We start from the raw sequence: 20909 nt of genomic DNA on the forward strand, positions 1-20909 counted from the left end.
GTTGAGTTATTGTGTGTTAATTTTCAAGATTTTATCGGAGCATGTGACTCAGATCCGAAGCGCGGGTTGGGTATGCAAAAATGGTGCTGGCCAGGGTGCTGGCCGGAATGCGTTGGTTGATGGCCAGCGTGAAAATATTGATTAATTCATCGCTGTTGCTTCCCAGCAAATGCGCCCCCACGATCAGATCAGACTCTTCCTCAATCAGGATTTTAAAGCCCGAAGCCGGTTCGTTGATTCGTTTGGAAGTATACCAATCAGTCGTTTCCTGAAACAGTACCTTGACTTTTTTGCCTTGCTCGCGGGCTTTTTCTTCGGATAGGCCAACTGTAGCTAGGGGAGGCAGGGTGAAAACAACGGACGGAATAGCCTCCTCCGGAAATTTTTGCTGGTTCCCCTCCAGAATATTCGTAGCGACAAGCCTGGCTTCCTGCGAAGCCAGAGGTGACAGCGGCAGTCCCCGGTCGGCTGCATCACCGCAAGCGTAAATCGTAGGATTGGATACACTCTGCATGTACGGATTGACCGTCACGCCCTTTTTCGTAGCGTCAACGCCCGCTTTTTCAACCGCCAGGTCTTTTAAATCGGGTGGACGGCCAGCGGCGTGTACCACCAGACGCGTATCAATTACCTGATCTTTATCGTCCTGCCGAACCAAAACGGAAAATTGGCCCGCTTCGCCTTTAATTTCAGTGACTTTAGCGTTTAGTAGCACCTGAATGCCCAGCCCTTGCGTTGCCTTAACCAGCAATTTTACCAAATCTGGATCGAAGCCTTCCAGGGGTAATTCGCCTCGGTGAACGATTGTGACGTGGGCACCGGCTCGGGCAGCTACGTGCGCAAATTCAAATGCGATATAGCCACCACCAACCAGGACGATGCGGTCGGGGAGTTCTTTCAGTTCCATGAAACCGGTGCTGTCAATCAAAAGCTCCTCGCCCGGAATATCCAGCAGCGCAGGGTGCGACCCGCTGGCAATCACGAAATAATCGGCTTCCAGCTGCGTATCGCCGACCTGTATGGTATTGGCCGAAAGAAACGAAGCGGTGCCGTGGAAGCTTTTGATGCCCGTTTTAGCAAAGCTGGCTTCGGTTTTCTCCGGGATAGGGTCTGTAAATGTCTTTTTATAACGAATCAGGGCTGGCCAATCGATGGAGGCAACCGCTGCAATTCCTTTCTGGCTCAATTCTTCCGAACGAGCCACGATTTCGGCGGCTCCTACCAGTATTTTTTTAGGATCGCAACCGCGTTGGGAGCAGGTCCCTCCGAAGGGTTGCTTATCAATGATGGCAACAGTTTTCCCTCCTTCATGTAACTGATCCGCCGCGCCTTTGCCGGCGGAGCCAGTACCGATGACAACAACATCAAATTTCTGCATTCTGCGTTTGGGATCCTTGGGGTGGTTTATTCGGAAGCCCTAAACGAATAACTAACGGAGTAGGCAAAATGTGTTTGACTATTCGCGCAGCAGGACTTCCCGGATCATGCTGACCGGTGGCATTCCCTGAGCTAGCAAGGCGTCATGAAACGTTTTTAGCTTGAAACGGTCGCCCTGCTTTTTCTTAATCTCGTCGCGCAGTGCCAGAATCTGAAGCTTACCCAGAGAGTAGGACAGGTAACCCGGATCAAACGTACCGCGCCGAGCTTCTTCGTAGGCGGGTTTTTCGGCGTAATAACAATTATCCATGAAGAATTTCGTCGATTGCTGCACGCTCCAACCGTGTGTATGCTCCTGAATGGAACTCACCAGGCGGCAGTAGCGCAGCAGAGACTCAGAAAGTTGCGCCATTTTGTATTTGGCGGCAGTGACTGGATCGGTTGCTCCGAAGCCTTCTTCCAGCATCATTTGTTCGGTGTAATGCGCCCAACCCTCGACGAAGGCGTAACTGGAAAAAATCTTCCGAATCTTGCTGGCCTTGGAAGCGTTGAGGTGCAGAAATTGCACATAATGACCCGGATACGCTTCGTGAATGGTGACAATTTCGGTCACGTAGCGATTGAATTGCCGCAGCCACTCTTCGCTTTCTTTGGCGCTCCAGGTTTTGCGGGGAAGCGTGATGTAGTAATAAGCCTCAGACGCGGTTGGCTTTTCAAAAGGGCCCGGCGTGTTCATGGCGGCGGTAGCTCCCACCATGCTTTCGGGCGTTTTGGTTACCGTTGCCCGCACTTCCGAAGGGATGCTGATGATTTGTTTATCCAGTAAAAACTGCCGGATTTTCTCGCATTGCTGCCGCGTGTCGTCAATCAGACTGTCGGCGGTTGGGTGTTCGTCCTGGAGGGTTTGAAAAACGGCGGCGGGAGTTTTACTTGGATCGATTACTTTGGCCGCTGCTGCAAATTCGGCTTTTTCCTTCTCGATCTGGTGCATACCCATCGCCAGAATGCTGTCGGGATCAATTTCCAGCAATTCGTTATAGCGTAGCATTTTTTTGTAATTACTCAGCCCAATGGCAAACGACCCTTTGGCAGTCGGTAGCACGTTCTGGGTCAGGTAATCCGCAAAAGCGTCGGATGCCTGAGCGGCGGCCTGCATCGTTTGGTTCAATTCCTGCTGCAAAGCGGGGTTTTTAATGCCCGAAAAAGCGCTGATAACGTCCGATTTGATGTATTGGGAGCTGCCCCGTGCGCTTTCAATGGCCAGGTCCACCCACTCGCGGGCCGGGCTGGGACCGATGTTTTTCTTGGCAGCCTCGTAATAAGCCGGAACCTGTTTTGCTAGCGCTACGGCTGATTTCAACCGTTCTTCGGCGGGGGCAAAGTTGCGTTCAATGTAAGAGTTAAAAGCCACACTATAATTCAGCGGATTTTCGTAGACTTTGCGGTCAACAATGCTGTAAATGTCGTTTTTGATGGCTGCCGTCAGCAATTTATAATCGATTTTTAAATCAGGCGAAAGCTGGCTGGTATCCAGTTTGGCAAAGGCGGAATCGTAGTGTTGAAGTTGACTCAGGCGGCGGGCAATATTCGCCTGCGTCGGGACAACAAGTTTACTGTCGTATTCATGCAAACCTAAATAAACTGCTGTTTGTGGATTATTATCCATGTAAACCGTGAGGTATTCGTCGGATAAGGCGGTAAAATCAGTATCGACTTTGTCGGAGGGCTGGCAGGCCGCCAGGAAAAGTAGAAGAAGAGGTAGATAGTGTTTCATGAGTTCTACTAAATGGAAGCCTAAGGTAAATCAAAAAAAGAATCTCTGTATATTTTGGTGCTTCTCTCTGATAATGATTTTGTTAGCGGTCTGGATACTACTTTCGTCATTCAACATTATGGCGTTAACAACGTTTTAAAGCTATACCGAAAGAAGAGCAGGATGAGCAAAACGGACGTAACCATCCACGTAAACGGAAAGGACCACACGGTTCAAATTGACCCGGCAACGCCTTTGTTGTACGTGCTGCGGAATAAGCTGGAACTAAACGGACCGAAATACGGCTGCGGTCTGGAGCAATGTGGGGCCTGCATGGTGCTGCTGGACGGCAAGGCGGCTCCCAGTTGCCTGATTCCGGTGTCGACCGTGACGGCGAAAAAAATCGTTACGCTGGAAGGGCTTACCAAAAATGGCCAGCTGCATCCAGTGCAGAAAGCTTTTGTGCACCAACAGGCGGCTCAGTGTGGATATTGCCTCAACGGAATGGTGATCTCGGCCGTGTCGCTGTTGATGGAAAATAAAAAGCCCGACGAGGCCGCCATTCGGGAAGGAATGCAACGGGTTTTGTGCCGTTGTAGCGTCCAACCGCGCGTTATGCGTGCCATCGCGGAAGCAGCCAAAGAACTCAATCCCTGACCAAACTTCACCTCCCGATGAGAAAAGTGACCGTTTCCTCCCGTAGAACTTTCCTGAAAGAAGCCGGGTGTCTGACCATTGGTTTTTCGTTGTTAAATAATACGTTTTCAGAAGCTAATCAATCAGTTATTGAGGATGAAGTACCGGGAGGTCTAAAAAATCAGCCGCAAATTAACGCCTGGCTGGAGATACTGGCCGACGGTCGGGTGCGCGTCTTAACCGGGAAAATGGAGTTGGGACAAGGCATTCGTACGGCCATTGCGCAGGTCGCCGCCGATGAACTGGATCTGGATTTAATGCAGGTGGAAGTACATCTGGCCGAAACGGGCCGTACGCCCCACGAAGGTTACACGGCGGGTAGCGGATCGATTGAAAACAGCGCGATGTCGGTGCGCTACGCTGCAGCTACAGCCCGGCAAAAGTTGCTTGATTTAGCCGCCAAGCACTGGAATATTCCAGCAAACACGCTTCAGATTAAGGACGGGAAAATCACGAAAACGGACGGAAAAGAACAACTGACTTTTGCGCAGCTACTCGGCGGAAAGCAACTGGAAGGCGACGTGAAACTACCCGTTACGCTAAAGCCCAAAACGGCCTATCGCTGGGTAGGCAAAGCCATTCCCCGGCAGGACATTGAGCGGATGGTACGGGCCGAACCGGTTTATGTGCAGGATTTGCGGTTTCCGGGGATGGTACACGCCCGTATCGTGCGCCCGCCCGCTTACGATGCTAAGCTTATTTCGGTCGATGAAGCAAAGCTCAGGCAGGCCGTTCCCGGCATTTTAAAAACGGTGATTAACGGGTCTTTTGTGGGCATCATCGCGGCGGAAGAATACGAAGCCATGCAGGCACAACTATCTGCCAGGCAACAGACAAAGTGGTCTACGCCGAAGCCGCTACCGAGCGGGCAGAATCTAGCCGCCTACATCAAAAATTTACCCGTCAAAACCAGATCGGTCAAAGAGCAAGGAAACGTGGCTTCGGTTGACGAAGTATCCGGTAATTCGTTAAAAGCCAGTTATTTCAGGCCTTATCAGATGCACGGCTCAATTGGACCATCGTGCGCCGTTGCCCTGTACGAAGACCAAAAACTACACATCTGGACGCATAGCCAGGGCGTTTATCCCCTGCGGGAAGCCTTGAAGAAAATGCTGGACCTGCCAACCGAATCGATTCACATCAAGGGCGTGCCCGGTTCGGGTTGTTATGGGCATAATGGCGCGGACGACGTAGCCGCCGAAGCCGCTTTGCTAGCCTTGGCCTATCCCGGCAAACACGTTCGGTTGCAATGGTCGCGGGAGGAAGAGCACGCCTGGGAGCCATACGGCAGCGCGATGGAGGCGGAGGTAGAGGCCCGGTTGGACGCCACGGGAAAGATAACCCATTGGAAATACGCCGTTTGGTCGGATTCACACAGCACGCGGCCCGGCGGCGATCCCGGCAATTTACTGGTAGCTCGTTACCTCAAAAAAAGTTTTCCGGCTTCTTCTTCGGGCTATAGTGGTGGTGCTTACCGCAACTCAGAACCGTATTATGCCATTCCAAACCTGAAAGTAGACGCTCATTTTTTTGAAGGTCCGCTGCGCGTATCGGCGCTACGCAGTCTGGGCGCCTACGGAAACGTATTTGCCATTGAATCGTTTATGGATGAGTTGGCGGAAAAGGCGGGTAAAGATCCCCTGGCGTTTCGGATCGCGCACCTCACCGATAAGCGGGCTATCGAAGCGATTGAGAAGTTAGGGGAGTTGACCCGCCGGGAAAAAGTGGCCAAAAACGAGGGGATTGGCTATGCTTTTTCCCGCTACAAAAACGTGGCTGCTTACTGTGCGATTGCCGCCAAGGTAGCCGTTGATCCAAAAACAGGGGTGGTACAGGTAGTCAAGATGTGGTCGGTGATTGATGCGGGGGAGGTCATTAATCTGGACGGCATTAAAAACCAAACCGAGGGCGGCATGGTGCAGGCCGCTAGCTGGACGTTGCAGGAAGAAGTGCTTTTTGACCAGCATCACATCAGTAGTCGTGACTGGTATTCATACCCAATTTTTCGGTTCCGCGATGTACCGCTGGTAGAGGTGGAAGTCATCAATCGCCCGACAGAAAGCCCTCTTGGTGCGGGTGAGGCCGCGCAAGGACCGACCGCCGCCGCGCTGGTCAATGCGATTTACCGGGCCAGTGGGAAACGTGTACGCAACTTGCCCGTACAGGCGGGTGGAAACGAAGCGAAAGGGGAGAAGAAAAAAGGGAAATAAAGCGCGGAAGCATTTCTTTTTTAGCTTTGCTACCGACAACGCTTCATTTCTCCATGAAATCAAAATTATTGCTTTTGCTGTTACTCGGCATCACGTATCTCGGTGCCGCGCAGGCTCCTCCTGCCAATCCATTCATTAAAGAAAATTACACCAAATTTGAATACCAGATCCCGATGCGGGATGGTACCAAGCTCTTTACGGCGGTCTACGTACCAAAAGATGCGACTCCCGAAAAGAAGTACCCAATTCTGATGCAGCGGACGCCGTATTCGTGCCGGCCTTACGGTACAGATGCCTTTCCCCGGCGTCTTGGGCCTTCAGAATTGCTGATGAAGGATAAGTATATTTTCGCGTATCAGGACGTTCGTGGCCGGTGGATGAGCGAGGGTGTTTTTCAGGAAATGACGCCGCACATTGACGTAAAAAAATCGCCCAAAGACCTGGACGAAAGCACGGATACGTACGATACCGTCGAGTGGCTTACCAAAAATATTCCCAACAACAACGGCAAAGTTGGGCAGTGGGGCATTAGCTACCCTGGTTTTTACGCGTCGGCGGGGGCATTGAGCGGCCATCCGGCGCTGGTAGCATCTTCTCCGCAGGCACCCATGGCTGATTTGTGGCGGGACGATAGTTACCACAACGGCGTTTTCCTGATTCCGCATAATTTCAATTTTTATCCATTTTTTACGAACCGTACCGACGGCACGCCGACCAGCAAACCAGCCACGACGGAGTTTAATTACGGAACGGAAGATGGCTACGACTTCTTTCTAAAGCTTGGCCCGTTGAAAAACTCGCAAAAACCGGAGTTTTACGGTGGAAAAGATCCTTATTGGACGGCTAATCTAGAGCATCCGAATAACGACGAATTTTGGCGGTCGCGAAATATTCTGCCGCACCTGAAAGGCATCAAACACGCGGTGATGATTGTCGGTGGCTGGTACGATGCCGAAGATTTGCACGGCATTTTCAAGACTTACGAAGCGATTGAAAAGCAAAATCCGGGTATTTACAACATTCTGGTGGCTGGCCCGTGGACGCATGGCGGCTGGAACAGCGAAGGTGACAAACTCGGTAGCGTTAATTTTGGCTCGAAAACAGGACCGTATTTTCAGGAAAATATTGAGCGGAAATTTTTCGGCTATTTTCTGAAAGGCGAGGGCGACGCTAAATTCCCCGAGGCTCAGATTTTTGAAACGGGGACCAACAAGTGGCGCAATTTTGATGCCTGGCCACCCAAAGCGGCGGCGGAAAAAAGCCTGTACCTGCTGCCGGGTGGAAAGCTGTCTTTCGAGGCGCCAGCCAAGAACACCGGTTTCGACGCGTTTGTCTCTGACCCCGCCCGCCCGGTTCCTTTTACGCAGACGATTTCAATAGACATGAACGCCGATTACATGGTAGAAGACCAGCGTTTTGCGGCCCGCCGTCCCGATGTGCTGGTGTTTCAAACGGAGGTGCTGGATAAAGACATTACGCTGGCGGGCAATATCCTGGCAAATCTGAAAGTGTCTACCACGGGTACGGATGCCGACTGGATTGTCAAGCTCATTGACGTGTATCCCGGCGACGCGAAAGATAACCCTAACACGGCCAAAGGACAGAAAATGAGTAACTTTCAGCAACTAGTACGGCACGATGGGTTTCGCGGAAAATTCCGGGAGGATCGGGCGAAACCGAAGCCTTTCAAGCCCGGTGAAGTTACCGCCGTTAATTACGAGCTGATTGATATTTTGCACACGTTCAAAAAAGGCCACCGAGTAATGGTGCAGGTACAAAGCTCCATGTTCCCTTTGTTCGACCGAAATCCGCAGAAATTTGTGCCCAGCATTCCCAACGCAAACGAAGCTGATTTCCAGAAAGCAACGCACAAGGTACACGCCGGTAGCCTGCTGAAAGTGCGCGTGATAGAGTAACATCTTTCCTAAACCCTTACTTATGAATCTTCTTAAAACGTGGCTGATCGCCTGCTCCTTCTTTTTGTACGGATGGGCGGGCGCTCAGACGCATCCCGACAGTTTGCTGCCCGTGCGCGGCTTTTGCATTGGCGCTCCGCAATCGCAGAATTTAGATGGTTTCATCACCTTTATCGACCAGGAGCTGGCCCCCCGAAAAGTGAACACCCTGATTTTGCGGGTGGATTTCAACTACGAATACAAGAGCCATCCGGAACTAAGAGACAAAAATACGCTGTCGAAAAAGGACGTGAAAAAGCTGGTTAAGGTTTGTCAGAAAAACAACATCCGGCTTATTCCGCAGATTAATCTACTAGGGCATCAATCCTGGGCCAACCAAACGCATAATCTGCTGCGTGTTTATCCCCACCTTGACGAGACGCCCCACGTGAAGATGCCGGAAAAATACGTTTGGCCCAACGCCGACGGGCTGTATTGCAAAAGCTATTGTCCGCTGCATCCGGAAGTGCATCCCATTGTTTTTGAGCTGGTTGATGAAGTATGCGACGCTTTCGAAGCCGATGCGTTTCATGCGGGTATGGACGAAGTATTTTACATCGGAGACGACAAATGTCCGCGTTGTTCGGGGCGCGATAAGGCCGAACTGTTTGCCGGTGAAGTGAAAACCATCCGTGATCATCTGGCCCAGAAAAACCGCGCTTTGTGGATCTGGGGCGACCGGCTCCTGGACGGTAAAACAACCGGAATTGGCATGTGGGAAGCCAGCATGAACAATACGCACCGCGCCATTGATCTGATTCCCAAAGACGTCATGATTTGCGATTGGCACTACGAACGCCCGGACCAGACGCCGGTTTATTTTGCCATGAAAGGCCTAAAGGTTGCAACGTGCCCGTGGCGTAATCCCAAAAATGCTGTCACGCAGGTGCAGGACGTGGTGAAATTCAGGGCGGCGGCAACGAAGCCCATGAAGGAGCGTTTCCAGGGTGTGATTCAGACGGTTTGGTCGGGAGCGGAGTCTTTTCTGGATGAATTTTACGGTCGGAAAAAGAACACGGAAGAAGGCGAAAATACAGCGGCCAACTGCTTCCGAACCTTATTCAGTGAGATTGAGCAATTATCGGCCAAGTGAGAGTTTTAAACGTATAAGGCCAACATTATCAATAGCATAACTTAATTACTATCTGTTCCAGGAGAAGTGAGCATTCGGTGTCGTTGCGCAGAAATAACAAACAACGCCTTAGCACATTAGTTTATTGGTTGCTAGCTAAGTACGAACCTTTTCACACGACCTGATGGAACAAAATAAATTTAAACGCTTTTTCAAAGATGCCTGGACGTTGCTACTGGCCTCTTTTAATGGCTTTATGGACGACCGCGGCCTCAAGCTGAGTGCTGCCCTGGCGTATTACACGGTTTTCTCGCTGGCTCCTTTGCTGGTGCTGCTTATTTCTCTGACCAGTATTTTCTACGGAGAAGAAGCCATCCGCGGACAAGTTTTTTCGCAGATTAATGGCCTGGTTGGGAACGAAGGGGCCAAACAGGTACAGGACATGCTGAAAAGCGTGGAGCTTTCGGGGAAAACCAACGTTGCGCTTATTTCCGGGATTGTTACGCTGATTATTGGTGCCACCAGTATTTTCATTGAGATTCAGGATTCGATCAACATGATCTGGCGGGTCAAAGCTAAACCAAAAAGAGGTTGGGTTAAGCTATTGAAAGACCGGCTTTTATCTTCTTCGTTGATCGTAAGCCTTGGTTTTTTACTGGTCGTTTCGTTGATCATTAATGGATTGATTCTGGCGTTAAATGACCGTTTGACCCGTTTATTCCCTGATATTGCCGTTATTTTTGTGGAAGCGCTTAATGTCGCTATTAGCTTTGGGGTAATCGCTGTGCTGTTTGGGGTTATTTTCAAGGTGCTGCCCGATGCCAAGATCGCCTGGAAAGATGTTCGCTGGGGGGCTATCTTTACGGCTGGTCTGTTTATGGTTGGTCGCTATTTGATTGGCATTTACATCGAAACGACCAGTACCGGCTCAACGTACGGGGCTGCCGGCGCGTTAATCGTCATTCTGGTCTGGATTTACTATACTGCCGCTATTCTCTACTTTGGGGCCGAGTTTACCCAGGCTTACGCCAACCTATACGGGATTAAAATTGAACCGGCTGATTATGCGGTTTATGTGGAACAGCAGGAAAAAGAACTTAACGTAAAAGAGCTGCCAGCACAAGAGCACGTGGTGGCAGCCAAACGAAAATAACAAGCCTGAATCAGGCGGTCTTTTTGACAGAGGCGATTGGTGAACCATTCCGAATTTCTTCGGTAGATTCGGTAATAAGCTGATCGCCTTCTTTCAAATCGCCAAATATTTCAACTTTGTTGTCTGCTTCCAGCCCTTTTTTTACCGGAACCCACTCTGCTTTCTGATTCGTAATCCGAATTACAAAAACACCCGTTGACGAATTGACCACCGCTGATTTTGGCACAATAAACGTGTTATCCTTAGTCGGTAGCGGAATATTAACTTCGGCAATCATACCCGGCAGTAGCTTTTTATTGTCGTTGGTGACATCTACTTCTACCCGTTCCGAGCGCAGGCGTTTGTCCAGCGCACCCGACTGACGCTTTACTTTTCCGGTAAATTTCTGGTCGGGAAACGCTTTGACGCTAAAGCTAACCTCGTTGTTCAGGTTGATATAACCCGTGTAGGCTTCTGGAACCGATATCACCAAACGCAGTCTTCGTTGCTCGGTCAGCACGAACAGCGGCAACTCGGAGCCTTTCCCCGACGGGCCCACGTAAGCTCCCGTGCTCACGTTACGAACGCTGATAATTCCGTCGTAGGGTGCGCGAATTTCCAGGTATTTTTTCAGGTCAGAAACTTCCCGGTAAGAGGCTTTTGCTGCTTCTAGCTGGGCCATGTCGGCATTGCGTCTGGCCAGTGCCTGATCAATGTCGTTTTTCGATACTGCACCAGTTAGCTTGCTCGCTTCGAACACGCGATCGTAACTGGCTTTGCTAGCGATGTAGAGGGCTTCCTGCGCTTTCAGTTTCGACTGGGCGGATGCCTGTTGCGCGTTCAATTCCGGGGCTTCGGCCAAGGCCAGCAGTTGCCCTTTTTTTACTTCCGAACCGACATCGGCGTGCAGTGATTTAATGAATCCACTCACCTTGGCGTACATATCAACATCGCGAAAAGCGACCAATTCACCCGGAATTTGCAGGGACGAAGCCAATTTACCCCGTTGTAAAGCAAATACTTCCGTCGGAGCAGGAGCTTCGGTTGTCTCCTTTGTCTCCGCTTTACTGTCAGACGAATGACAGCTAGTTAAGGCACTCGCAATAAATAAGCTACCAGCAACAGCCAGCAAACTGAACAAGGATTTATGAGTTGATCGTTTCATAAGACGATGGCGAGTAGTATTTACTTTCTTTATCTTCAGGATCCAGTGATACTGAATCGGTTGTGGTTTTTTCTTGAACCCAGGCAAATGCCAGCGGTAAAATGTACAAGGCCGCAAACGTAGAGGCAATCAAGCCACCAATTACAGCACGTCCCAGCGGGGCCGCCTGCGAGCCACCCTCGCCCAAACCGGACGCCATCGGAATCATACCAACCACCATGGCTACGCTGGTCATCAGGATGGGCCGGAGCCGGAGGGAAGCCGATTCTTTGGCCGAGAGCAGCGCGTCGCCGTTTCGCATCCGTAGTTCTTCCGCGTTGGTGACCAGCAGAACGGCGTTGGAAATGGAAACCCCCACGGACATAATCATGCCCATGTAAGATTGCAGATTAAGCGTTGAGCCGGTCAGCATCAGCAGGGCCAGCGAACCGACCAACACGGCTGGAACGGTACACAAAACGACCAGTGAAACTTTAAAGGACTGAAAATTAGCTGCTAACATCAGGAAGATAACCACAATTGCGGTTAAAAGTCCCGTTTGCAGGCTATCCAGCGTTTCGTTCAGGACCTGAGTAAGTCCCGTTACTTTGATCGTCAAACCGCGTGGAAGCTCACCCAGCGAATCGACAGCTTTCTGTACGTCTGTGGCGGCGGTGCCAAGGTCCATGTCGCTCATGTTAGCTGTCACGGACAAGACAGGAATTGCGCCCAGGTTGTCGTTTTCGCCGTAAGTGGTTCCTTTCTGGATGGTGGCTACATCACTCAAAACCGGGCGATTAGTATTGGGTAAAATAGGAATCTCACCTACATCATTGACGCTGGTCATCTGGTTTTCAGGTATCTGCACCTGCACGCTGTAGCTCTGCCCGGATTTTGGATCAATCCAGACGCTTTTCTCCGTGTAGCGGGACGAAGAAGTAGAGGCCGTCAGCGAACGTGAAATTGCCGAAATATCCGTTCCCAACTGAGCCGCCCTTGTTCGGTCAATGGTGACGTTAATGGTTGGGTATTTCGTTGCCTGACCAATCTGAACATCCCGCAGATACGAAATCTGGTTTAGTTTGGCAATGATCTTATTGGCGTATTCCTCGTTCTGTTGTTTATTCTTTCCTGAAATTTTGACCTCAATCGGCGTGGGCGACCCCTGACTAAGAATTTTGTCGGTAAGCTCAATCGGCTCGAAAGAAAGCTTAACGTCGGGCAGCGCTTCTTTCATGCGAGCGCGGTATTTATCTTTCAGCTCGTCCATGTCCACGTGGTAATCGTGTTTCAAGCTGACCTGCACCACGCCCTCCTGCGGACCCGCCATGAACAGGTAAATAGGACTGGTCGAGAACTGGGCTCCGTGCATCCCCACCATGGCCGACGTAATTTCCACATTTTCTTTACCTACCAGTTCATTCAGCACGCCGATGGCTTTCAGCATCGTTGTTTCGGTTCTTTCCAGTCGGGTGCCATCCGGAGAGCGCAACCGAACCTGAAACTGTCCCGCATTACCCCGGGGCAACACGTCCCGGCCAATGGTGGTAATCAGCAGTGCCGCAATGCCCAATCCGACAGCTACGTAGATTAGAACAATTGATCTTCGATAAGGCAACATCCGCTCCACGAAACGCACAAAACGCGCGCGTACCCGTTCAAAAAAGCTGATTTTTCCGTCGTTGTTGAGATCTACCCGATTAGCTTGGATCTCTCTTTCCGTGAGGATATCGTGTGGTTCGTGGCCGTTTCCATTAGCTGCCGTAACGCCGTTGGTTTTGAATAGCTTACCGTTAGCCGAAGCATTGTGCGCCACCGCCGTTTTCTGCTTGCTGTGCTTATGTTCTTTCATCATCCAGTTGGCCAAGACCGGAACCAGCGTTTGAGACATCAGGTAGGACGTGATCATGGAGAAACCAATCGCCAGTGCAAGCGGCAGGAACAAGGCACCCGGAATACCCGTCATGGTGAAAGCCGGAGCAAATACCGCCAGAATACAGAACAAAATGAGCAACTTGGAAAAGGCAATTTCCTTACAGGCGTCCCAAATGGCGACGGCCTTGGGTTTTCCCATGTCCAGGTGCTGGTGGATGTTTTCAATCGTTACCGTAGATTCATCGACCAGAATCCCGATGGCAAGCGAAAGCCCACTCAAGGTCATGATGTTGATGGTTTGCCCAAATAGCGAAAGGAACAAAACCCCGGAAATAATACAGGTCGGAATGGTGATGATAACAATTAAGGCGCCGCGGGCATCACCTAAAAAAAGCAAGACCATCAAACCGGTCAAAATAGCTCCGATTGCGCCTTCAGTCAGGAGACTTTCGACCGCATTAATCACGTATACGGACTGGTCGAATGTATACGTTAGCGTAACATCTTCGGGCAGCAGGGACTGGAAGCGGGGGAGGGCCGCTTTCAGGTTTTGCACCACCTCCCAGGTCGAGGCGTCCGCCGATTTGGTGATGGGCAGGTAAACCGACCGTTTGCCATTGACTAGCACGTAACCCGCCGTGATGTCTGCCCCGTCTTCAACCGTGGCCACATCGCGCAGGTAAAGGTTTTGCACCGATCCGGTATACAGCGGAATACTCTCAAAATCTTTGAGATTCTGGATGGTTGTATTAGCCGGTGTAAAATAATTCAAATCGCCAATCCGCACGTTTCCGGCGGGACTGGCCTGGTTGTTAATCCGCAGGGCGGCTACCAATTGATCGGGCGTCAGGTTGTGTGAGCGCAGCAAAGCCGGATCAGCCTTGATCACGATGGTTCGGGAGTTACCGCCAAAAGGAGCGGGAGCCACCAATCCCGGGATAGCACTAAACCCGGAGCGAATATAGACGTTGGCTAAATCCTGTAATTCGTTGTTGGTGCGTTTGGGACTGCTCAAAACCAACTGGCCGACGGGCAGGGTCGACGCATCAAAACGCAGAATGAAAGGCGGCTGCGAGCCCGGCGGAAAGATAGCCTGCGCCCGATTTGAATAAGCTGTAACTTCGGCGGCGGCCTGGGCCATGTTGGTCCCTTCGTAAAAGGTCAACTTGAGCAGCGTCAAGCCCTGAATATTTTTCGTCTCAATGCTTTTTACCCCGGATACATAAAGCAGAAGGTTTACGTATTGTTTCCCGAAAAAAGACTCCATCTGATTGGGCGTATACCCCCCAAACGGTTGAGAAATGTAAATAACCGGCAGATTCAGGTTCGGGAAAATGTCAATCTTGATGTTGCGAACGGCATTGATCCCGAAAAAAAACAGGCTGGCTACCAAAACCAGAATTGTAATTGGCTTACGTAACGCGGATCGTATTAAATTCATAACTCAACTAACCTGGTTGTATGGTTTTAAGTGCAGCTTTCCCTCTATGAACCCCTCTAATTGAATAAAACCCAATTTTTTCCAGAATACATCATATCATCTGATGATTGCTCCTAAAAGTTAACGAATTTGCCCCGTAATCTTAGCGGCCCAATACCAGGCTTTCTGCGGGTTCTGGTCGATAATGCTTTGCAAAAGCGCCGTGTGCAGGCTTTGTTTGCTCAGCAGCGTCTCGGTGGTGATAAAGACGGCCATGAAGGATTTCTTCATTTTGTTGGCAATAATTTTGTACAAATCGACCAAAACCTCGTTTTTCGCGGCCCTTGCGAGCGTAATGTGAAATTCAATATCCGCTTCGATGCATTCCTCCGGCTTGTTTTGCAGAGCCGCTTCGTGCCGCTTTTGCAGGTAGTGCTTCATCAACTGAATGTCTTCTTCTGTGCGATTCGAGGCCGCTTTTTCCGCAATTTTCAGCTCCAATAACTGACGCACCTCGTTGAGGTCGTCGCCTTCCGCGCGTTGCAAACTTTGCTGAAAAGGCTCAATGGCGTTTTGCCGCAATTCGACAAACGTGCCCAGACCCTGCTGTACACGCACCAGCCCGCTATTAGCTAGCATTCGGATCGCCTCCCGAATGGTCGAACGGCCAACGCCGAACTGAAGCATCAACTCCGGTTCAGTAGGTAACTTGTCGCCAACCGTATATTGACCCGAAGTGATTTGTTGCTGGAGATTATGAACGACAGCATCGGCCAGGCTGTAGCGCTTTAATAAAGTGGTGTCCTTATTCATCATATCATCTGATGAATAAAGATAAAACATAAAAAAATGCTATTCGGTGTAATAGCATTTTTTTACAAAAAGATCTAGGTATTGTCCGAAAATCAAAGTGAAAACCGTCTTTTTAAAATTTCGATCAACATGGCTACTTCGTCGCTGCTCATGTCCCACATGTACTGGGCTGCATAACGGTACGAAATCAGGTCGCGGGCCTGGTCGTAGGTAGAAGCGCGGTCCAGCTCTTCGATGGCCTGATTGTATGAATTGGCGTTTCCGTTGAAAAGCTGGTTGATGAACATAAATTTCTGGTTCAGCGAAATGCTTTTCGAAATGCTTTCAATTGGAGCCCGGTAAAACGATTCGCCGATGGTAGGTGGTCCCGTTGGGGCTTCGTCGTCGGTCTGGGGTGCCGACGGAATATCGGGCGTATGGTGCGTTGTTTCAATCCGGGTGGACGCATGACTTGTTTGCATCGAAGGCGAAGACGGCTCCGTGGACGACGAATTGCCCAGAAAAAGCGCCCCGCCCGACGAGCCAGAACTCAGCGTTTCGGAAACAACCGGGCTAGGCTGAAACGTTGGCGCTGCCTTTTCGGAATTGTTGTTTTCCAGATCGGTTTCAAAGAACGAACGATTGGCTACGGGAGCCAGCGGTGGCTGCGGATGGTAGTCTGGTGCCGATTTACGAAGCAATACCGACTGGTCGAGCAACACTTTTTCGGAAAACTGCGCGATGTATTTATCCGGCTTTTCGAGTTCGCGGGAGCGCTGCGTCATGATCTCATCCAGTACGTTCAGGGCGTGATTCACGTAAATGAAATCCTTGCCTTTCATGCGCTCCTCCAACGCTGTCGGAACAAACTTATTAATTTGGGTATAGCGGTTCAGGTTCCGAACGGCCTCCGCCGTCAGCATAAAATCAGGCTGGTTGCGGAGGGCTTCATCGAAGTAATTCCGTGGGTCGAACAGCAACGTCAGGGTCTTGCGGGTAGCATCTGCCAGCAGGGGTTCGAGGTGTTCCCGCCGCATACAAATATGCTGCGAAACCGTGTTCATAAAAGCCTGCAAGGCCTGCTGAACTTCGGGGTTTTCAAAATCAAAAAAAGGACTGCGGAAGCGTTCGGCATCAGCACGCCATTTTTCGGATAAAGTACTAATGACAAATAAATTAACTTGCCCAATAGGGGATAATTTTAACAATTCCTGACCCGAGATAACGGTATGGGTAGCAAAAAAATCACCAGCTATTTTACGGGCGTATGACTTACTATATTCGGAGAGAGAAGATGAATTGAACTTGTTCGACATAACAAAATCTCGTTGCTTTGTAAAGATATAGGTTTCAGAATGAATCTTGTGGGTATTGGATAAAATTATCAGGATCAGGTTTATTCCGTGCCTACCAAAAAGAATGCCATTTGAAATCAGCGTCATTGAGTTTCATCAACCACTGAAACGAGCATAGCCTATGTTTATTGAGCCAAGTCGGCGAAGAGAACCACCGCACTTGCGGACGGGTTGGATTGAGGTTATTTGCGGGTCTATGTTTTCGGGCAAAACAGAAGAGCTTATCCGACGGCTTAACCGCGCCTTTATTGCTAAATTATCCGTGCAGATTTTCAAGCCTGCCATCGATACGCGCTACCACGAGATGAATATTGTCTCGCACAACGACAGCGTTATCCAGTCCCGGCCCGTGCAGTCGGCCCAGCAGATCTTCGAGCTGGCGGGCGATAGTGAAGTTGTGGGGATCGACGAGGCGCAGTTCTTCGATGATAAAGAATTACTGGAAGTTTGTAATCTCCTTGCTAACAGCGGAAAACGGGTTATTCTCGCCGGGCTGGACATGGATTTTGAAGGCAAGCCTTTTGGCTGTATGCCGCAGTTGATGGCCATCGCAGAATACGTAACGAAGGTACACGCCATTTGCGTGGTCTGCGGCGACATTGCGAGTTATTCCTACCGGCTGGTGACTTCCAAAGAAAAAGTATTGCTGGGCGAAACCGATAGCTACGAAGCCCGCTGCCGCCGCTGCTTCCAGTTAGGCGAAAAGGCCGGAAGCAAAGAGTGGGTTTATGAGAATAACGATTAAAAACTGATTTTCAGACATAAATAGCTTTTAAAATAAATCTGGGCCACGCTTGATAGGGGCCTGGATTTATTTTACCCGGAAATTATATGCGCCGGATGTTACCTCAAAGACGGCATTGCCTCCTTCCATCTTGACAAAGCGGACGCCTGGAGCCAAAGAAGCCTGACTGCGTCCTTCCCGAACCGCTTTCTGATCGGTAGCCGGAATATAAAGGGTCGCTCGGGTGTTACCCGGAACCGTTACTTTCCAGTTGAACTTGCCGCCCTTGCGTTCCCATTCGCTGCCAATGCGTCCGTGAAACGATTCAAACGAGGAAGTTACGCTGGTGAGATCACCGGTTATCGTTGGTTTCATGATGATGCGCTTAAAGCCCGGTTCTTCCGCTTTGATGCCCGCCAGATTTTCGTACATCCAGATAATTAAATCGCCAAGAAGCATGACGTGGTTTCCCGAATTCATGGCCGGATTGGCCGTATTGCCGTTCCAAAGCTCCCAGATGGTTGTCGCTCCGTTTTGGATCATGTATCCCCAGCTTGGGTAGTCGGTATTGGTCGCAATGCGGTACGCCAGGTCGGGCCGGCCATTATCGCTGAGGGTTCGCATAAGCCACTGGGCACCCACCAGACCCGTACTGATGTGGCCCTTGTGCTCAACCGTGGTTCGCTCAACCAATTGTTCAAAAACGCCGCTTCGCAGTTCCTCGGGGGCCAGGCCGTAAGCCAGCGCAAATAAATTGGCCGTAGCCGTATTGTTTGAGTAAAACTGCCGATCTCTGTTCAGGAATTTATCGTTAAAGGCTTTTTTGACGTGTCCCGCCAACTCGGCAAACTCCCGTTTATCGGCTGAATTTCCCGTGATTTCCGCGAACTGCTCCATGATGGTGAGCATGTTGTAGTAGAAAGCCGTTCCCAGAAAAGTGCCATCCGTTTTGCGCTTTGGATCCTGGGAGTGAATCAGCTCCGGCGATTCGGGGGGCATGCACCAGTCACCGTACGTATCCTTGGTCATGATGTAGTCTTTCATGTACTTGGTACGCATGTGGGTCAGCCATTTTTTCATGGATGGATAATGCTTGCGGATGGGCACATCATCGCCGTACTGCTCGTATAACATGTTGGCAATGATGATATAAGCTGCGGGCCAGGTCATGTTATCAGAATACATTTTCCAGTAGGCGGGCGCTACGTCGGGGATGCTGCCGCTTTCGAGCTGGGCATCTTCAATATCGGTCAGCCATTTGGCGTACAGGTCATGGTGACCAAAAACAAAACTTTCACCTTTCGATCCGATAGCGCGGTCGCCGAGCCAGCCCATGCGCTCATCGCGTTGTGGACAGTCGGTCGGCATACCCCGGTAATTGCCGCGAATCCCCCAGAAGGCATTTTTATAAAGCTGATTCAGCAACGAATTGGACGAAGCAAACGAGCCAACAATGGGCAGGTCGTCGTGCACCACCCGGCCTTCCAGACTGTTCACGGTCGGCGTGCCGGGGAAGCCCGTAATTTCGACGTAGCGGAAGCCGTGGTACACAAACCGGGGTTCCCAGACTTCCTCGCCGTCTCCTTTAAGCGTATACACATCGGTTACTTTGGCCGACCGCAAATTATCCAGGTACAAAGTCCCATCTTCGTTGACACGCTCGGCAAAGCGAAGCGTCACTTTTGTGCCACGTGGCCCCCTGACGTGCAAACGTGCCCAGCCAACCAGATTCTGGCCCAGATCAACGATGAACGTGTCCGGCTTTACTTCCTTAATTGCCTGTGCCTTCAGGGTCTCCGTCACCCGAATCGGGGGCGTAGGCTGGCTTTCCAATACCTGACTGGGTACGGAAACAAGTTGGGCTTTTAGCCATTGGCTATCGTTGTAACCAGCCGTTTCCCAGCCGCTTAGTTCTTTGGTGGCGTCGTATTCTTCCCCGTCAAATTCGTTGTTGGCAACAATGGGACCGGCGGCGGTTACTTTCCAGGATTCATCGGAGATCAGGCGCTCCGTGCTGCCATCCTCGTACGTCACTTCGATTTGCAGACGCATTTTGGGGAAGCCATAGTGCGCAATTTCTGGTAACTCTTTGTAACCCCAGCGTAAAGTATAGAAACGTCCGTTGCCGAGCAGCATTCCCAGTGCGTTGCGTCCCTGCTTGAGGTAGTTGGTTACGTCGTAGGTATTGTAAAAAATACGTTTGTTGTAATCGGTTGGAGCCGGAGCCAGCACGGCGTCCCCGACTTTGCGGCTGTTGAGATACAGTTCGTACACGCCGAGTCCACTGACGTAGGCGGTTGCTTTGCGGATTTTTTTTGGCAGATCGGCTTCTTTCCGGAAATACCGCGCTGCAACGCGGGTGAAAACGTCCTTTGGCTTTTCCCAGGCGAAAGAAGAATCCAGGCCGGTCCACTTGGCCGACCAGTCGGAAGGCCGCAAAAGACCCATTGTCCAGGAGGCAGGTTCGCTCCAGACCTCGGTATCTTTCATGGTCTTTACGTTTACTTTCCAGTAACAGGCCCGGCGGCTTTCCAGGGGCTTTCCGCCGTAGGGTATAAACACAGATTGCTCGCTTTTAACCACGCCCGAGTCCCACAAATCGCCCTCGTTGGCCGCCAGTTTTTCCGGCGTTGAGGCAACCAGAATCTGGTACGACTGCTGTTCAATCTCCCGAATTGGTGATTTCCGAGCCGAGCTGCTGATTTGCCAGCCAAGCCGGGGTTGCGCCACGTCGATGCCGAGTGGATTCGCTTGATTTTCGCAGCGAAGGTTTGTAACAAGAATGCCTTTCTGCGCCCAGGCTGTCAAGACCGTGAGCGTAAGCAAAGAAGCCAGAAGAAATCGCATAGGAGGAATAAGACAAATCTGGCGCCTAAAATATGGATTTCAAGCTGGAAAGACTATCCCGCACCTATTTTAAAACCTGAAGCCGGGTCAGTTTGATGGGTATACCCGCCAGCCGAACGTTGGGCGGGGGCATAAATTCGACCGCATCAAAAATAACGCGTGTTCCGGTTTTCTGCACCGAAGCAGGCAGGTTGCAGGCAAAATAACGCTTGTTATCACCAGCCTGAATATACATCCAGGTGCTGCTTTTTGACGTGTCACTTTCGTTAATGACAGTTCCCGGAACCTGGGTTAGGTCTGCCGCTTTTTGCCACTCATTGTAAGAAGGACACTCCGAGCTAAGAGTTACCTGATCGCCCGTTGGGTTTTTCTCGCAGGACGCACTCAGCAATGTCAGCGCTAGCAGATTGACAAGGATTGTTTTCATGGGAATAGCTGATGTCTAAGGCTTATATGGATAAACGAATTAATTATATAAACAGCAAGCTTTGAATAGGTTACCGAAAAAAAACAAATTTTTTGAGTGACACTATTTGTCAGTCAAGAGTCATAATATA

14 protein-coding genes are annotated in these 20909 nt (G+C 50.6%); 6 read left to right on the plus strand and 8 right to left on the minus strand.

The features are described 5' to 3' along the window. Positions 1 to 31 precede the first annotated feature (31 nt). Together L0Y31_RS10005 and L0Y31_RS10010 are read right to left on the minus strand one after the other, a co-directional pair. Complete coding sequence (locus L0Y31_RS10005; RefSeq protein ID WP_234736988.1) at positions 32 to 1378, minus strand: dihydrolipoyl dehydrogenase family protein; 1347 nt, start codon at positions 1376 to 1378, stop codon at positions 32 to 34. 78 nt (positions 1379 to 1456) lie between these two features. After that, positions 1457 to 3151 (minus strand): DUF885 domain-containing protein, encoded by a 1695-nt coding sequence (locus L0Y31_RS10010; RefSeq protein WP_234736989.1) that lies wholly within the window; start codon positions 3149 to 3151, stop codon positions 1457 to 1459. Between the two features lie 162 nt (positions 3152 to 3313). Between L0Y31_RS10010 and L0Y31_RS10015 the strand changes: the two genes are divergently transcribed. The 5 genes from L0Y31_RS10015 (at position 3314) to L0Y31_RS10035 (ending at position 10216) form a co-directional block, all read left to right on the plus strand. Next, positions 3314 to 3787 (plus strand): (2Fe-2S)-binding protein, encoded by a 474-nt coding sequence (locus L0Y31_RS10015; RefSeq protein WP_234736990.1) that lies wholly within the window; start codon positions 3314 to 3316, stop codon positions 3785 to 3787. Positions 3788 to 3804: 17 nt separating this feature from the next. Next, positions 3805 to 6036, plus strand: coding sequence for a xanthine dehydrogenase family protein molybdopterin-binding subunit (locus L0Y31_RS10020; RefSeq protein WP_234736991.1), 2232 nt, complete (start codon positions 3805 to 3807; stop codon positions 6034 to 6036). 53 nt (positions 6037 to 6089) lie between these two features. After that, entirely contained in the window at positions 6090 to 7952 is a 1863-nt protein-coding gene (locus tag L0Y31_RS10025) for a CocE/NonD family hydrolase (RefSeq protein WP_234736992.1), read from the plus strand. A 22-nt stretch (positions 7953 to 7974) separates the two neighbouring features. Further along, positions 7975 to 9084 carry a family 20 glycosylhydrolase gene (locus L0Y31_RS10030; RefSeq protein WP_234736993.1) on the plus strand — a complete coding sequence of 370 codons (1110 nt, stop codon included), beginning with the start codon at positions 7975 to 7977 and terminating at the stop codon, positions 9082 to 9084. Positions 9085 to 9247: 163 nt separating this feature from the next. Beyond that, complete coding sequence (locus tag L0Y31_RS10035; protein WP_234736994.1) at positions 9248 to 10216, plus strand: YihY/virulence factor BrkB family protein; 969 nt, start codon at positions 9248 to 9250, stop codon at positions 10214 to 10216. A gap of 10 nt (positions 10217 to 10226) precedes the next feature. Here the strand turns inward: L0Y31_RS10035 and L0Y31_RS10040 are convergent, their stop codons facing one another. The 4 genes from L0Y31_RS10040 to L0Y31_RS10060 form a co-directional block, all read right to left on the minus strand. Next, complete coding sequence (locus L0Y31_RS10040; protein ID WP_234736995.1) at positions 10227 to 11360, minus strand: efflux RND transporter periplasmic adaptor subunit; 1134 nt, start codon at positions 11358 to 11360, stop codon at positions 10227 to 10229. Next, positions 11341 to 14655: an efflux RND transporter permease subunit gene (locus L0Y31_RS10045; protein WP_234736996.1), complete on the minus strand. Its 3315-nt coding sequence runs from the start codon at positions 14653 to 14655 to the stop codon at positions 11341 to 11343. Before L0Y31_RS10045 ends, L0Y31_RS10040 begins: the two co-directional genes overlap by 20 nt. A gap of 120 nt (positions 14656 to 14775) precedes the next feature. Continuing rightward, entirely contained in the window at positions 14776 to 15450 is a 675-nt protein-coding gene (locus L0Y31_RS21025) for a FadR/GntR family transcriptional regulator (protein ID WP_305067609.1), read from the minus strand. Between the two features lie 89 nt (positions 15451 to 15539). After that, positions 15540 to 16742, minus strand: coding sequence for a hypothetical protein (locus L0Y31_RS10060; RefSeq protein WP_234736997.1), 1203 nt, complete (start codon positions 16740 to 16742; stop codon positions 15540 to 15542). A gap of 160 nt (positions 16743 to 16902) precedes the next feature. On the opposite strand from L0Y31_RS10060, the gene L0Y31_RS10065 reads away from it, so the two are divergent. Further along, entirely contained in the window at positions 16903 to 17526 is a 624-nt protein-coding gene (locus L0Y31_RS10065; protein WP_234736998.1) for a thymidine kinase, read from the plus strand. 66 nt (positions 17527 to 17592) lie between these two features. Here the strand turns inward: L0Y31_RS10065 and L0Y31_RS10070 are convergent, their stop codons facing one another. Both L0Y31_RS10070 and L0Y31_RS10075 read right to left on the minus strand, forming a co-directional pair. Next, positions 17593 to 20352, minus strand: a complete 2760-nt coding sequence (locus L0Y31_RS10070) for a glycoside hydrolase family 78 protein (protein ID WP_234736999.1) — start codon at positions 20350 to 20352, stop codon at positions 17593 to 17595. Between the two features lie 64 nt (positions 20353 to 20416). Continuing rightward, positions 20417 to 20779, minus strand: coding sequence for a hypothetical protein (locus tag L0Y31_RS10075; protein WP_234737000.1), 363 nt, complete (start codon positions 20777 to 20779; stop codon positions 20417 to 20419). Positions 20780 to 20909 lie beyond the last annotated feature (130 nt).

The sequence above is a fragment of the Tellurirhabdus bombi genome (assembly GCF_021484805.1).
Lineage (GTDB): Bacteria > Bacteroidota > Bacteroidia > Cytophagales > Spirosomataceae > Tellurirhabdus > Tellurirhabdus bombi.